Source organism: Bacillus pumilus, assembly GCF_900186955.1.
In the GTDB taxonomy this organism is placed as follows: domain Bacteria; phylum Bacillota; class Bacilli; order Bacillales; family Bacillaceae; genus Bacillus; species Bacillus pumilus.
The window spans coordinates 1424629-1440228 of record NZ_LT906438.1 but is presented as its reverse complement, the minus strand read 5'-3'; the positions used below and the strand labels follow the sequence as shown (position 1 = coordinate 1440228).

Below are 15600 nucleotides of genomic sequence, written 5' to 3'. Positions count from 1 at the left end.
CCTTCCATATGGAATGGGGGATTTGTTTTATTGTTGTTTTGCTTCTTCAAATAGCGAAATGGCTTTTTTGCGTCTTTCCTGGTGGTCAACTGCCGGCAGCGGATATGTATCACCTAGCACACAACCCGATTTCAATTGCTCATCAATCGGCATTTTACTTGGTTCATGAATCCATTTTTCATCGACACGCTCTAGCTCTGGTACATATTTTCTAATCAATTCCCCGCTCGGATCAAATCGCTTTGACTGAGTGGTCGGGTTGAAAATACGGAAGTACGGCACCGCATCTGTTCCGACGGAGGCTGCCCACTGAAATCCTCCGATATTTGACGCCTCATCATAATCCACAAGTTTTTTTGCAAAATACGATTCGCCCTTTCTCCAATCAATCAAATAATCCTTTGTTAAAAATGAAGCTGTAACCATCCGCAAGCGGTTATGCATCCAGCCCTCCTCATTTAACTGTCTCATCCCTGCATCAACGAGCGGAAAGCCTGTTTCTCCTTTACACCAAGCTTCAAACAGCGTCTCATCTTCATTCCATTTCATTCCTTGAAACGCCGAATTGATTTCTTTTTCTTTCATCTCAGGATAATGCGCATAAATCATATGATAAAAATCACGCCATGCCAGCTCTTTGATAAAAGTCTCTCTGCCCTCGTCTTCATAGAGTGCTTCTTCATATATCGCATGAAAGATTGTTCGAATCGAAATAGTGCCTGTTTTTAAGAACCGCGACAGCTTGCTCGTTCCAAAAACAGACGGAATATCTCGTTTCTCATGGTAACGCGTTAATCTTTTTTGGATAAATTGATGAAGCGTGTTCATCGCTTTGTCTGAGCCGATTTGATCAAACTTCCTTGAGCAGCCCTTTATCAATTCTCGCAGTTTATCATTTCCTTTTTGCGAAAGTGGCTCATCACAAATCGTATGCTCGCTGCTAAAAAATGATTTGTCAACTTTTATCACAGGCTGCTTTTCTTGCTTACGCCATGATTGATAGTATGGAGTAAACACTTGATAATGTGACCCATCTGCTTTTAAAATATCTCGCGCCCCGTGAAGGTGTGTATCTTGCCATGTTGACACATGAATGCCCTTCTTTTCTAAAAAATCGGTTACTTGCTTGTCACGCCTTTGACCGATCCCCACCTCATCTTCATTAAAAAAGACGGCTTTGATGTCATACACTTCCATGACCTGCTGAAAGGCGCGCAGGACATCATCATGGAGAAGGTGAACATACACTTGAGATTCTCTCGCTTCCTTGACGAAATGCGCCAAGTTTTGAAAGAAATGTTCGTTATTTATATCCATTTCCATTTCAGTAAAGAATGGATCTAGATGATAAAGAGCCAACAATTTGTACTCGTGTTTTTTTGCATAAGTGATCGCTTTTGACAAGGCGATATGATCATCCAATCGCATATCTCGGCGAAACCAAATCACGACAATTTCCAACTTTCTTCACCTCACTCTATAGTGTAATCACTCTCGCAGGCTGCTGCACATTTTAATGCGCTCAAAAAAAGACACATCACGATGGATGTGTCTCAGATTGTAGACAAAGGGCTAAAATGATTTTTATTTTAGCCCTTTGTCTTCTTTTCAGCGTGATAGAAAACCTTTGCAGTCTAGGAAGGGCGAGCACCGGAGCGGAGCGAATTTGACATTCGTGAGCACCGAAGCGCAGACCTGACAAAGAATGCGAGGGTTTGTCTACACGCTGAAACACATCACGATGGATGTGTCTCACTTATTATTCAGGCTTTAAAACAATCAGCAGATCTCCGGTTTGAATCGGTTCTCCATGTGTCACATGTATTTCATCTACGACCGCAGTGAATGGGGCTTGTACAGTCGTCTCCATTTTCATGGCTTCATTGATCATCAAATGCTCACCTTGCGAGATTTTCTGTCCTTTTTCCACGAGCACTTTGATGACAGTGCCTGGCATTGATGCGGCAATGTGATTTGGATTTGAACGGTCCGCCTTCATTTTTTCTTGAACGGATGATTTGATGCTTTCATCCTTAATCACGACTTCACGCGGCTGTCCATTTAGCTCAAAGTAAAGAACTCTTGTGGCATCTGGATTCGGTTCTCCAATTGACACGAGTTTAACAATGAGGGTTTTTCCTTTTTCGATTTCTACCTCAATCTCTTCACCAAGCCTCATCCCGTAGAAGAACGTTGGTGTGTCAAGAACAGAGATGTCTCCATAGCTTTCTGCTGTTTGGACAAATTCAGAAAAGACTTTCGGATATAAGGCATACGCAATCGCATCTTGCTCTGTCAGCGTCAGGTCATGAGATTCTTTGAACTGCTGCTGAATAGCTTCAAAGTCAACTGGCTTCAGCTTTTCACCAGGTCTGACAGTGAGCGGTTCTTCTCCTTTTAAAATCAGCTTTTGCAATTTTTCAGGGAACCCGCCATGCGGCTGGCCTAAATAGCCTTTAAATAGCTCCACAACAGAATCAGGGAAGTCTAAAGTTGCTCCTTTTTCATAGACATCTTCCTCTGTTAAATCATTTTGCACCATATAAAGTGCCATGTCTCCGACTACTTTAGAGGAAGGTGTCACCTTCACAATATCACCAAACATGTCATTCACACGTCTGTACATTTCTTTTACTTCGTTCCAGCGGTCACCAAGTCCGACACCTTTCGCCTGCTGCTGCAAGTTACTATACTGTCCGCCAGGCATTTCATGCTCATAAATTTCTGTATGAGGTGAATTCATGCCGCTTTCGAATTCACGGTAGTATTTTCTAACAGAATCCCAATATTGAGAAAGGTGTTCGACAGATTGGACGTTCATGTCTGGCTTTCTTTCATGCCCATCTAAAGCATAGTACAGTGAGCTTGCGCTTGGCTGCGATGTGAGTCCTGCCATAGAGCTGACGGCCACATCGACAATATCAACACCTGCATCAATTGCCCTTGCATAGGTGAACAGTCCATTTCCACTCGTGTCATGTGTATGAAGATGGATAGGGATTGTGAGTTCATCTTTTAAAGCAGAGACTAACTCATAAGCTGCCTGCGGCTTTAATAATCCCGCCATATCTTTAATACCTAAAATATGTGCACCGGCAGATTCAAGCTCTTTCGCAAGAGATACATAGTACTTAAGATCATATTTCGGACGAGATGGATCGAGAATGTCCCCCGTATAACAAATGGCTGCCTCTGCCACTTTGCCTGATTCACGAACAGAATCAATGGCAAGTGTCATGCCTTTGACCCAGTTTAAGCTATCGAAAATACGGAACACGTCAATGCCTGCCTCGGCAGATTCCTTTACAAATGCTTTAATCACATTATCCGCATAGTTTGTATATCCGACAGCGTTTGATGATCTTAAAAGCATTTGGAACAACGTGTTTGGCACTTCTTGGCGAAGCTCTTTTAATCGCTGCCAAGGATCTTCTTTTAAGAAACGGTACGCAACATCAAATGTAGCACCGCCCCACATTTCCATACTAAACAGCTCTGGCCATAAACCTGCTGTTGGCTGGGCTACTTTCTTTAAATCATGAGTTCTGAAGCGGGTCGCAAGCAGAGACTGATGCGCGTCCCTAAAGGTTGTATCTGTTAAAAGGACGCTCTTTTGTTCTTTCACCCAATTGGCAAGGCCCTCAGGTCCATGCGCATCTAACAATTGTTTAGTCCCAGATGGCATCTCTTGCTTGAGAGGAAGCTTCGGTACAACAGGCTTGTCAAAATGAGGCTTCTTTTTCTCCGCAATACCAGGGAATCCATTAATGGTCACGTTACCAATATAAGTCAGCATCTTCGTTCCACGGTCTTTTTGCTTAGGGAAATTAAATAGCTCTGGCGTTGAATCGATAAACGACGTATCGTATTCCCCTTTTAGAAACTTCTCATGCTTTGCCACGTTTTCAAGAAACGGAATGTTTGTTTTAATTCCGCGAATCCTGAATTCCTGTAAGTTTCGAACCATTTTAGCAGCCGCTTGGTCAAATGTGAGCGCCCATGTGGACAGCTTGACCAATAGTGAATCGTAATAAGGTGTAATGACTGCACCTTGAAAGCTGTTCCCTGTATCAAGTCGTACACCAAATCCCCCGCCTGAACGGTAGGCCATAATTTTCCCTGTGTCTGGCATAAAATCATTTAAAGGATCTTCTGTTGTAACCCTTGATTGAATGGCAAAACCATGTGTGAAGATATCTTCTTGCTTTGGTATTCCGACTTCATTGCTATGGAGATCATGACCCTTTGCGACAAGAATTTGGGTTTGTACGATATCGACACCTGTGATCATTTCTGTGATCGTGTGTTCCACCTGTACCCTAGGATTGACTTCAATAAAATAAAACTCACCATTTGTGACTAGGAATTCTACAGTCCCAGCGTTAATATACGACACATTTCGAGCCAGCTTAACAGCCGCTTCGCAGATGTCCTCACGTAATTGATCTGTAAGAGATACACTTGGCGCAACTTCAATGACTTTTTGATGACGCCTTTGGACAGAGCAGTCACGCTCATATAAATGAATGATATTGCCGTGATTATCACCAATCACCTGCACTTCAATATGTTTCGGATTTTCAATCAGTTTCTCAACATATACTTCGTCATTTCCAAAAGCAGCTTTCGCCTCTGACTTTGCACGGTCATAGCCTTCATTCAGCTCCTCTTTTGATCTGACAATCCGCATACCCCGGCCGCCGCCGCCTAGTGAAGCTTTAATAATAAACGGGTAACCGTATTCTTCACCGAATTTTTCGACTTCTTCGGCCGAATCAACTGGTCCATCACTTCCTGGAATGACTGGAATTCCAGCTTTTTTCGCTTCTTCTCTTGCCTTTACTTTATCTCCAAACATATCTAAATGTTGAGAAGTTGGGCCGATAAATTGAATGCCTTCCTCTTCGCATCGTCTTGCAAAATGAATGTTTTCAGATAAAAATCCGTATCCTGGATGAATCGCATCCACGTCATTTCGTTTTGCAATTTCGATGATCCCCTCGATATCAAGGTAGGCATCAATCGGCTTTTTCCCTTCTCCAACTAGATATGCTTCATCGGCTTTATAGCGATGATAAGAGCCCGAGTCTTCTTTGGAATAAATGGCTACTGTACGTAAATTGAGCTCCGTACAGGCCCTGAAGACTCTGATAGCAATTTCCCCTCTGTTTGCAACTAGAACCTTTTGAATTGTTCTCTGTGACATTTCTCACTCCTCCATATCCCTTAAAATTTTATATGTACTCTATAATAAAGGAAGAAATGAAAACTGTACACTTTTGTTTTCTAAAGATTCAAAGTTTTCTGCAATCCATTTTTTTGAACTGATGGCTTGCTCATTGATTTTTTCTTTTTGTAACGCTCTTTATATTCAGTAAACATGCTGATATTCAGCAATATTCCCATACAACCGCTCAGTAAAATGATGGACGATCCCCCGTAGCTAATAAACGGAAGAGTGACCCCAGTAATCGAAATCAGACCTGAAACACCGCCTAAATTAATGCATGTTTGGATCGCAATCATGGAGGAAATTCCTATTGCAAGCAAACTTCCAAATGGATCTTCACACTTTCTTGCAATATAAAAACCTTTCACGACGATGAAGCCAAGGAGAGCGAGTACAAAAAATACGCCGAAAAAGCCAAGCTCTTCTGAAATGATTGCCATGATAAAATCTGTGTGCGGCTCTGGAAGATACCCGTACTTTTGAACGCTTTCTCCTAGACCCAGTCCAAAAAAGCCGCCTGATCCAATGGCGTAATAGGAATTAATCAATTGATGTCCAGTATCTCCTGCATCTTTAAAGGGATCTTGGAAACTCTCAAAACGCCCGAGGCGATTTTGCGTGAATATTTTATCCCAGAACAGAATAATAAATGGGGTTACGATGACCATCACGGCACTAAATAACGCCAGCAGCTTCGCAAGTGTTTTCCCGCTAAACCCTGAGCATAAAATCATCGCAAGAGCAATCATGCCAATGATAAAGGCTGTCCCATAGTCTGGCTGCAAAATGATAAATCCGCATAAGATTGAAACAATCACGATTGGAGGTGTGACTCCTCGTAAAATATGATCAATATAATGCTGCTTTTTTGCATACACAGCAGCAAGATAAATAATAACGACAATCTTCACAAATTCCGCTGGCTGAAGACTGAATGGGCCTACTTTAATCCAGCTTCTTGCGTTCCCTGCAATATGACCGCCAAAGTACACATAGATGAGGGAAAAAACGGATAGCAGCAGCATACCGATTTGAAATTTCTTATTTGAAAACAGCTGATATGGAACTAATGCTGTAAAGAGCAGGATGACGGCTCCAACGATCATAAATAAAAGCTGTTTCTTAAAAAAATTATCTGGCGCGGCATCGTATCTAATCACAGATGTAATCATACTTGAGCTATACACCATGACCAAACCGAATGCGCTAATTAAAATAATGGCGAACAATAATGAGTAGTCATACGATTTTAGCATTCTCTTTAACATATAATCCTCTTCCTAACGTCTGTTTCTACTGCTTGATATCCTCTTAGCTGTTTTTATTCTACTACATTTTCTCCGTTTGATCTCGTTTTACCTCTTTTATATTGTTCGTCATTCATGAAAGAATCAAGTCCGTTTGACATGAAACAATGAAAAGAAAATAGAGGACAAAAAAACTCAAACTTATGTTAAGGAAGTTTGAGTTTTCAATCATTATTTTTTTGTGAACGCATCATGAAGTGCGGAAAGCTCTCTCTCAAGTTTATCGAGTAGTTTCTTACCTTCATGTTGATCAACTAATCCAAGCCGGACAGCAAAATCAATTTCTCTCGATAATCCGAACATTTGAGTATCTAAAACCTCTTCATAAAGAGGACATTGCGGCATCGTTAAGTTGTCCATTTGCACTTGGATCAATTTTAAAATTTTATCTGCATCCAATTTTAATAAAGCCAGTGCTTTTTGCCGATGATCGACTAAAATTTCTGACGCCAAAAGTATCCCTCCGTTCCCCAGGCGAGTACCTAATTCTTCTATTTATCATAAAGCGAAACGCCCAAAATTGCAAGCAGATTTGTACAGTTCGCTTTGTAAAAATAAAAAGAAGCCTTCCTTCATTAAAAGATACTCATCTCGTATTTTTCACTCATCAGCTCAAGCAGCTTAATCCCAGCAATACTATTCCCTTTTTCATCCAGAGCCGGACCAAAGATACCGATTCCAAAATCATATGGTGCAGCTCCCATAATCCCGCCTGAGACACCGCTTTTTGCAGGAATTCCGATGTTAATGGCAAATTCTCCGCTCGCATTGTACATGCCGCACGTCACCATAAAGGTTTTACAAATTCTAGCGACATCTTTTGAAAGAATTTGCTTCCCCGTTTCTGGATGTCTGCCGTCTAATGAAAAAACACAAGCAATTTTCGCCAAATCCAAGCTGTTCATCATGATGGCACATTGTTTCGTATAGACGTCCATGACTTCCTCTACGTTCCCTCTAATAATATGATATTGCTTCATATAATAGCACATCGCCCGGTTAATCATCGATGTCTCAAATTCGGAGGCAGCTGTTTCCTTACAGTATGTAATGCTTTTGTCATTTGCAAGCTCTCTAATGAAGCTGAGCAACCGGCCCAGCTGATCTTGCGGAGTCGCTCCTCTGATTAAACTCGTGACTGCGAGCGCCCCTGCATTAATCATTGGATTCAGCGGTTTATTCGGACTCGCTGTTTCCAGTTTGATCATTGAATTAAACGGGTCACCTGTTGGTTCTTGTCCAACAAATTGAAAGACTTTTTTTGGCCCTTCTTCTGAGAGCACAAGCGCCAGTGCTAATACTTTTGAAATGCTTTGAAGGGTAAATCGTTTATCTACATCTCCAGCTGAGTGGCACGTATTACTCACATGATACACTGCCACAGATAAATCCGTCTGATCCGCTTTGCCGAGAGCGGGAATATAGGATGCTACTTGACCATCTTTGGCCACTTTTTTTGCTTCTTCTACAAATCGCTGAAGCTCTTCATTGTCGCGACATGCCATGCTCATACACTCCCTATCTTTCATGTATGATTAGTGTGTACAAGGTGCAGCATGTTTATGAAAGTGACAAAGCGGGAGAAAACTTCTATAATTTATGTTGGAAAGGGGTTGTCTTGAACATGAGTATCATTCAAATCAAGGGGAACGTACAGTACAAGATCACCATTGATCCAAGTGTATGGATTTTTGATGACCGCAAATTTTTAATGGATTCATTCTTTGAAAAAAATGCAGCAAGTGAAGAGAAGCAGCTAGATCAGGAGCTTGACCAAGAGCGGGTCATAAGAGAAGGTCAAACTCTTCCACCCACGTTAAAAACAGAGAAGAAGTACGAAAAGGAAAGACTCGTCACAGGCAGCTTCGGGATGAAGCTTGGCGATATGCTAAAAAATGCTGAGCCGCTTGAACATGCGGATACATGCGAATTTGTCACAGAGACAGGTACAATTGCTGTGCCGCTTTCTCAGGCAATGGAAAGCATTGCTCATTTCAGCCAACATGGTAAGCCAATCACAGAAGAAGGACCCATCCACGTCTATTTCGCGGATCAGTCCAACCTCACTCAGCCGATAAAAGGTGTCAAAGAGCTGATCATTACATAAGAACAGAGGGTCTGGACTATAGCAAATCAGCGGCAAGCTGTGCAAGTCCAGACCTTTCTCCTTTGACAAGCTTGACATGTCCAGATATTTGCTGCCCTTTGAACCGCTCGATCACATACGTAAGCCCATTATTTAAGCTGTCTAAATAAGGGTGATCAATCTGCTCTGGATCTCCCATGAGCACAATTTTACTTCCCTCTCCGACTCGCGTTAATAATGTTTTCACCTCGTGCTTTGTTAAATTCTGCGCCTCATCAATGATAATAAATTGATCAGGTATACTTCTTCCCCGAATATACGTCAATGCTTCGACTTGAATAGATCCAATTCCCGCCAAAATCGCATCAAGCTCGCCCGGCTTTTTTGTATTAAATAAAAACTCTAGGTTGTCATAGATCGGCTGCATCCATGGTCTGAGCTTTTCTTCCTTTTCTCCAGGCAAATATCCTATATCTTTCCCGACAGGCACGATGGAGCGCGCCACGATCAACTTTTTAAACATACCGAGGTCCTCTGTCTGCATTAATCCGGCAGCAAGTGCAAGCAATGTTTTACCAGTCCCCGCTTTTCCAATCAGTGTCACGAGCGGAATGTCACGGCGCAAAAGCAGCTCGAGTGCCATCGTCTGCTGGACATTCTTTGGACGGATTCCCCAAATATGCTCTTGATCATAAACGAGACGTTTTACATGCTCTGCCTTTTGATCAAGCATTCCTAAAGCAGAACCACCTTCATTTCCCTTCATGATGACAAATTGATGAGGGTTGAATGGTGCGCTTGTGACCTCTTTTATTGGTAATTGATTTTGCTTATAAAATGTATTCAATTGCTCAGTCGGAATGTAGAGCTCATGATAGCCATTATCGATGTCCTCATTTTGCAAAACACGGTCACTTAAGAAGTCTTCTGCTTGAAGCCCTATAGCATCCGCCTTTACCCGCACTAACACATCCTTGCTGACCAAAATAACAGGCCTGCCATGAGGCTTTGTTTCTTCCTCTAAGCTTAAATTTTTCGCGACTGCCAAAATTCGATTATCGTTCGTTTTTTCAATAAAAATTTCTTGAAGCTCATGAAAAGAGCGGTGATTCAGTTCAATGCGTAGCGTCCCTTTTGACTCTAGTGTAATTTTTTCATGCAGTTTCCCTTTCGATCTTAAACCGTCGATTAGGCGTGAGACACGCCGAGCATTTTGTCCAACCTCGTCCATATATCTCTTTTTTGAGTCTACTTCTTCTAACACAACGGCTGGTATGACGACCTCGTTGTCTTCAAATGAAAAGATTGAATTCGGATCCTGTAATAACACATTTGTGTCTAATACATAAATTTTACTCAGGTCCTTCGCCTCCTGATCGGGGTTTCATTCATCCTTGTCTTTCTCAAAACGATTGTTAAAATATATGTTTTCATGAATAAAGTTAGAAGGTTAATTCAACAATAAAATAAATCATGCAGTTTGTGAAGGAGGGAATACAGATGCGACTATTTTTGACATTATTCATGATTCAAGCCATCATTCTGTTGGGCGCTTGTCAGCAGCAGGAAAAGCCAGAGGCACTAGACAAGCAAGATGGACGCCAGCACGTAGTACGGGTGTCAGACTCAACGAAGAAAAAGACCAATCAAGCCCGGTCATCTACAGATGTTGCGCAGCATCTTGTCAAAGTGACAGAGCACGTAGCAGATGTCAATAATGCAACGGCGATCGTCATCGGCCGCTATGCTGTTGTTGGTATTGATGTAAAAGATGATTTAGATAGAAGCAAAGTAGAAAACATTAAATATTCAGTTGCAAAAGCACTGAAAAATGATCCAGAAGGTGCGAATGCTGTTGTGGTCGCTGATCCGGATACAGTCAGCCGGTTAAAAGAAATGGGCAAAGAAATACAAGCAGGCCGTCCTGTCAGTGGGATTATGGATGAACTAGCCGCCATTGTCGGCCGCGTGATGCCAGAGATGCCGAGAAATGAAATTGATCGCCACGAAACAGATCCGACAAATGAGCCGAATGATCAGCTCAAACAAAATGATCAAAAGCAGTTAGACGAACATCAAAACGATCAATCAAACCATCATATGAATCAGAAGAAATAAAGAGAACGGCTTATATCTCCTGTGATATAAGCCGTTTTATACGCTGATTTTAAGTAGCTGGAAAACATGCTATAATAAATGCAATAAGTGAGGTGAAAAGGATGAGAGTGAAGTGCTCAATATGTGAGAAGCTTGAAACCATTGATGATGATACACTCGTTGCTAAGCGGTTAAGAAATCGACCGATTCATACATATATGTGCGATGACTGTCAGGAACGTATTAAAGTAAAGACAGAAGCACGCATCAAGACTGGCAGATTCTCTCTTTATCAAGATCCTGCGACGAAAGAGAAAAAGAAGAAAAAAGGAAAAAAAGAACAAAAGACATAAAAAAAGACCTGACACATGTTCAGGTCTTTTTTTACGTATTCACTGTTCCTTCTTTTTTCGCACGATGCAGCCGTATTTTATAAATAATCAAAATGGCAGCTGCCACAACTAGGCCTTCCGCTACTGGCAGGAAGATTCCTAGAAATGTGAGAAACGTGCAGCCAAAAATCAAAAACAAGTAAATCACGAGCGCTTTTAAAATCGGTAAACGTCTAGCAAAGCCGAGCTTAAAAACAATAATCGCTAAAACAAGGATGGTGCCATATAGGAGCCACATCCCTGTTTGCGGATTTTCATCGACACGAAACAGCATCGCGAAAAAGGATAGATTTTCACTTACTTCCTGATCATTCAAAAAGATTCCCTCCCCTTATCTTTCAGGGTTCTATCTCTTTAATTCTTCATGGAATTAAGATAATCCTGCTAGCTTTTTCTTCTTCGCTGATTTCTCACGTTCGTTTTTATCTAAAATTTTCTTTCTTAAACGAATTGATTCAGGTGTAACCTCACAGTATTCGTCCTCATTCAAGTACTCAAGAGATTCCTCAAGTGACATAATACGTGGTTTTTTCATGCTCACCGTTTGATCTTTCGTCGCTGAACGCACGTTTGTTTGTTGTTTCATACGGCTTACGTTGACAACAAGATCGTTCTCACGGTTATGCTCACCAACAATCATTCCTTGGTATACTTCAACACCCGGCTCAACGAAGATCACACCACGCTCTTCAACGCCTTGGATTCCGTAAGCAGTCGCTTTACCTGTTTCCATTGAAACAAGAACTCCTTGACGGCGTCCGCCGACTTGACCAGACTGCATTGGCTGGTAGCTGTCAAACGTATGGTTCAAAATACCAAAACCACGAGTTAATGAAAGAAATTCAGTTGTATATCCGATTAAACCACGTGAAGGCACTGTAAAGATCAGGCGAACTTGACCATTACCATTATTGATCATGTCAATCATTTCACCTTTTCGTGCGCCCATTGATTCCATGATAGAGCCAGTGTGCTCTTCTGGTACATCAATTTGAACGCGTTCAACAGGCTCACATCGAACACCGTCAACTTCTTTTACAATAACTTCTGGCTTCGATACTTGTAATTCAAATCCTTCACGTCTCATATTCTCAATAAGAATGGATAAGTGAAGCTCTCCGCGTCCAGATACAACCCACGCATCAGGTGAAGCAGTTGGATCAACACGAAGACTGACGTCTGTTTGAAGCTGCTGCTCTAAGCGCTCTTCAATTTTACGTGATGTTACGTATTTCCCTTCACGGCCTGCAAATGGGCTGTTGTTAACAACAAACGTCATTTGAAGTGTCGGCTCATCAATACGAAGGATTGGCAAAGCCTCTTGGTGTTCAACCGGACAAACCGTTTCACCTACGTTGATGTCTTCCATTCCAGAAACAGCAACAAGATCTCCTGCTTTCGCTTCGTTGATTTCCACTCGTTTTAACCCTTGGAAACCAAAAATCTTCGTCACACGGAATTGTTTCACACTGCCGTCAACTTTCATTAAGGCTACTTGCTGTCCTACTTGCATTGTTCCTCTGAATACACGGCCGATCCCAATTCTTCCAACATAATCATTGTAATCAAGTAGTGCCACTTGGAATTGAAGCGGCTCTTCATGGTTATCAACTGGGCAAGGGATATGGTTAACAATGGCTTCAAACAAAGATTCCATGTTTTCATCTTGCTTGCTCGCATCGTTACTTGCTGTACCATTGATTGCTGATGCATAGACAACTGGGAATTCAAGCTGTTCTTCTGTTGCATCCAATTCAATGAACAAGTCGATTACTTCATCGACTACTTCAGCCGGACGAGCAAAGTCGCGGTCAATTTTGTTGACAACAACGATTGGTGTTAAGTTTTGCTCAAGTGCTTTTTTCAGCACAAAGCGTGTTTGAGGCATACAGCCTTCATAAGCATCCACAACGAGAAGTACACCATCTACCATTTTCATGATACGCTCAACCTCACCACCGAAATCGGCGTGTCCTGGTGTATCTAAAATATTAATGCGTGTATCTTTATAATGGATCGCAGTATTTTTAGCTAAAATCGTAATACCGCGCTCTCGCTCTAAATCATTTGAATCCATGGCTCTCTCAGCGATATTTTCATTCGCACGGAAAGTACCAGCTTGATGGAGCAATTGGTCAACAAGCGTCGTTTTACCATGGTCAACGTGGGCAATAATTGCGATGTTGCGAAGATCTTTTCGAAGTTTCACATTTTCATCTCCTAAAATAATTAGATAACTTTCATATTATATCACAATCCCCTTTAAATGCCGATCGTTTTTCTGTAAACTTATATTAACTCTAAAAAAAGGGATGGGGACAAATGAAACAAATCAAATGGCTTCTATTATTATGTGCATTACTTGCGGTTGTCAGTATGGCGTTTATTGGGGTAACTCTTGCAGAAAAAAACGTGCTGGGTATTTGTTTAAGTATTGTGTTTGCCATGATTTTCATGGGTACAGGATTTACATTAAAAAGAAAATTAAACGTGCAATCATAAAATTTCTCAAAAGCCTTTTACATTCTATATGTAGAAGGCTTTTATTTTGGGTAAAAACAAGACCAACCACCTATGAAAGGTCGTGTATAAAGACAGAACATATCATTTAGGCTTGGCAAAAGTAAGCCATCTGAACCTCTCCATTTTTCGACAATAACGTTTATAGTTCTCCAAAATCAAACACAAAGTTACAATTTTCCTATTCTTCCACAAACTTTCTCATGGTATGCTGTTCTTGCAACAAAATTTAACAGAAAAGGGAGAGAAAAGAAGCATGAAGAAGATTTTGAGCAAATCGCTCAGCTCTGTTGTATTTTTCGCTTTAGCTATTATTCTTACTTTCACAACAGTAGCTCCTGGGCAAGCAAGCGCTGCAACTTTCAAAGGGATTCCTTTCGAGCAGCAGCAAGTCATTAAAGAATTATTGGAGAAAAACGAGCGTGTCATCAACATTCTCATCAACTCATTTGTTGAGGAAGACAACAACTACACATTTGATGTGAAAAAAGCTGTTGAGCTCGGACTAACTGAAGAAGAAGCGGCGACTGCTGAGAAATTCTTAGATCGCGCAGCTGTTCTGACAATCGTTTTCAGTGAAAGCATCACTAAAAACGAAAAAGGAAAATTGGTTTTTGATGCAGCGAAAGCTGTTGAACTTGGTCTTACAAAAGAAGAAGCAGCTAAATTTGAAAAGCTGTTGAAATCAGTGATCAGAATTGCTGATCTTGCTGGTGATGCACTTGTTTTAGACAAAAAAGGTAATGTTGTCATTGATTCAAAAATCGCAAAAGGTATTGGATTCAGCTCTACTGAATTACTTGTTTTCAACCAAATGCTGAAGAAAATTCCTCAAGAGCAATTAAAATCGGTCTATGATGCAATTCAAATTGCTAAAGAAAAATTAAGCTAAGCTCGAAAACCCCCATCTGGATCGCCCAGATGGGGGTTTTTTTATTTCAGCCAATAAAGAATGATCATCTGGCTTTTTCATATCGATAGCCAGTTGTGCTTCATTAAAAAGTTTCATCAAATAAACCAAATCACTTCATTCTCATGAAGTGATTTGGTTTATTTTTTATTTCCACTGCCTTTTATGTAATCGTGCAAGATTTTTTCACAAACGGATCGATTTCCGGCGACGATACTGTTTTTGTCTAGAAACGTTAGGCGTTCTCCGTGTATATTTGAGTAGACTGCCCCTACTTCATCAAGCAGTACGCAGCCCGCTGCATAATCCCACGGCGCAAGCCTTAACGTGACGTATGCGTCACTTCTGCCGCTTGCGATATAAGCGAGCTCAAGGGCAGCTGATCCAATCGTTCTCGTCCCTCTCACATCACGCACAAGGCGGGCAAACGGTTTAGCATCAAAATAAGGGCTTTCGATCGCCCAGGTCGGGTTAATGCCGACAATGGCTTTTTCAATCGCTACATCTTTTAATGGCGGAAGCAGGGTATCATTTATATAAGCCCCTTCTCCTTTGACCGCATGGTAAAGCTCGTCATGAATGACGTCATATATGAGACCGATTTTCCCTATGCCATTTTCAAATATCCCGATTGAAATGGCAAAGTTGCGTTTTTGATGGACAAAGTTCATTGTGCCATCGATTGGATCAATGATCCACACGATCCCATCAAGTGAGGTCACCTCTTCCCCTTGTCCCTCTTCACCTAAAATATGATGATCTGAAAATGTCGATTGTATCTTTTCAATGAAAAAACGTTCTGTTTCTTTATCGATATTTGTGACAAGATCATTTGGATTTGATTTTGTTTCAATTGATAGACCTTCCTGCATGGATGCTTTAATACGGCTTCCTGCTTCTTTTACCCAAAGCTTTGCAAGACGGTCAATTTCCACCCAGTTTGTCATCAGACTGTAAACCTCTTTTCTATGTAATACCTATTTGTAATAGCATACTGATATTATGTGCGTAAAAGCAAGAAAAAAGCAGCTTCATACAAAAACGAACCGATGAATTGG

The 15600-nt window shown here is 41.3% G+C and carries 14 protein-coding genes; 5 read left to right on the top strand and 9 right to left on the bottom strand.

All coding sequences use genetic code 11. The features are described from left to right. Nucleotides 1–27: 27 nt before the first annotated feature. From CKW02_RS07245 to glsA, 5 genes are all read right to left on the bottom strand, one after another. Nucleotides 28–1461: a cryptochrome/photolyase family protein gene (locus CKW02_RS07245; protein ID WP_003211011.1), complete on the bottom strand. Its 1434-nt coding sequence runs from the start codon at nucleotides 1459–1461 to the stop codon at nucleotides 28–30. A gap of 298 nt (nucleotides 1462–1759) precedes the next feature. Then, the gene (pyc, locus tag CKW02_RS07235) at nucleotides 1760–5206 is read right to left on the bottom strand and encodes a pyruvate carboxylase (protein ID WP_095117792.1); all 3447 of its coding nucleotides are present in this window, start codon (nucleotides 5204–5206) and stop codon (nucleotides 1760–1762) included. 80 nt (nucleotides 5207–5286) lie between these two features. Next, nucleotides 5287–6498 carry an FtsW/RodA/SpoVE family cell cycle protein gene (locus tag CKW02_RS07230; protein ID WP_003212175.1) on the bottom strand — a complete coding sequence of 404 codons (1212 nt, stop codon included), beginning with the start codon at nucleotides 6496–6498 and terminating at the stop codon, nucleotides 5287–5289. A gap of 210 nt (nucleotides 6499–6708) precedes the next feature. After that, complete coding sequence (locus CKW02_RS07225; RefSeq protein WP_003212509.1) at nucleotides 6709–6990, bottom strand: Fpa/YlaN family protein; 282 nt, start codon at nucleotides 6988–6990, stop codon at nucleotides 6709–6711. Nucleotides 6991–7112: 122 nt separating this feature from the next. Next, entirely contained in the window at nucleotides 7113–8042 is a 930-nt protein-coding gene (gene glsA, locus CKW02_RS07220; protein ID WP_003211229.1) for a glutaminase A, read from the bottom strand. A gap of 119 nt (nucleotides 8043–8161) precedes the next feature. On the opposite strand from glsA, the gene CKW02_RS07215 reads away from it, so the two are divergent. Continuing rightward, entirely contained in the window at nucleotides 8162–8644 is a 483-nt protein-coding gene (locus CKW02_RS07215; protein WP_050945113.1) for a hypothetical protein, read from the top strand. A gap of 16 nt (nucleotides 8645–8660) precedes the next feature. Here the strand turns inward: CKW02_RS07215 and CKW02_RS07210 are convergent, their stop codons facing one another. Next, nucleotides 8661–9983 carry a PhoH family protein gene (locus CKW02_RS07210; RefSeq protein WP_034619937.1) on the bottom strand — a complete coding sequence of 441 codons (1323 nt, stop codon included), beginning with the start codon at nucleotides 9981–9983 and terminating at the stop codon, nucleotides 8661–8663. 140 nt (nucleotides 9984–10123) lie between these two features. Here CKW02_RS07210 and CKW02_RS07205 point away from each other — a divergent pair, with 140 nt between their 5' ends. Beyond that, the gene (locus CKW02_RS07205) at nucleotides 10124–10741 is read left to right on the top strand and encodes a YhcN/YlaJ family sporulation lipoprotein (RefSeq protein WP_003211067.1); all 618 of its coding nucleotides are present in this window, start codon (nucleotides 10124–10126) and stop codon (nucleotides 10739–10741) included. Nucleotides 10742–10842: 101 nt separating this feature from the next. Continuing rightward, nucleotides 10843–11073 carry a YlaI family protein gene (locus CKW02_RS07200; RefSeq protein ID WP_003210787.1) on the top strand — a complete coding sequence of 77 codons (231 nt, stop codon included), beginning with the start codon at nucleotides 10843–10845 and terminating at the stop codon, nucleotides 11071–11073. Nucleotides 11074–11104: 31 nt separating this feature from the next. Here CKW02_RS07200 and CKW02_RS07195 read toward each other — a convergent pair whose 3' ends face one another. Both CKW02_RS07195 and typA read right to left on the bottom strand, forming a co-directional pair. Continuing rightward, nucleotides 11105–11386 carry a YlaH-like family protein gene (locus CKW02_RS07195; protein WP_044334035.1) on the bottom strand — a complete coding sequence of 94 codons (282 nt, stop codon included), beginning with the start codon at nucleotides 11384–11386 and terminating at the stop codon, nucleotides 11105–11107. 96 nt (nucleotides 11387–11482) lie between these two features. Continuing rightward, nucleotides 11483–13321 (bottom strand): translational GTPase TypA, encoded by a 1839-nt coding sequence (gene typA, locus CKW02_RS07190; RefSeq protein WP_003212439.1) that lies wholly within the window; start codon nucleotides 13319–13321, stop codon nucleotides 11483–11485. A 113-nt stretch (nucleotides 13322–13434) separates the two neighbouring features. Here typA and CKW02_RS07185 point away from each other — a divergent pair, with 113 nt between their 5' ends. Both CKW02_RS07185 and CKW02_RS07180 read left to right on the top strand, forming a co-directional pair. After that, the gene (locus CKW02_RS07185; protein ID WP_003211596.1) at nucleotides 13435–13614 is read left to right on the top strand and encodes a DUF5325 family protein; all 180 of its coding nucleotides are present in this window, start codon (nucleotides 13435–13437) and stop codon (nucleotides 13612–13614) included. Nucleotides 13615–13888: 274 nt separating this feature from the next. Continuing rightward, on the top strand, nucleotides 13889–14524 hold the full coding sequence (locus CKW02_RS07180) for a hypothetical protein (RefSeq protein ID WP_044142020.1): 636 nt from the start codon (nucleotides 13889–13891) through the stop codon (nucleotides 14522–14524). A gap of 158 nt (nucleotides 14525–14682) precedes the next feature. Here CKW02_RS07180 and CKW02_RS07175 read toward each other — a convergent pair whose 3' ends face one another. Continuing rightward, complete coding sequence (locus CKW02_RS07175; RefSeq protein WP_003211644.1) at nucleotides 14683–15489, bottom strand: inositol monophosphatase family protein; 807 nt, start codon at nucleotides 15487–15489, stop codon at nucleotides 14683–14685. Nucleotides 15490–15600: the final 111 nt, after the last annotated feature.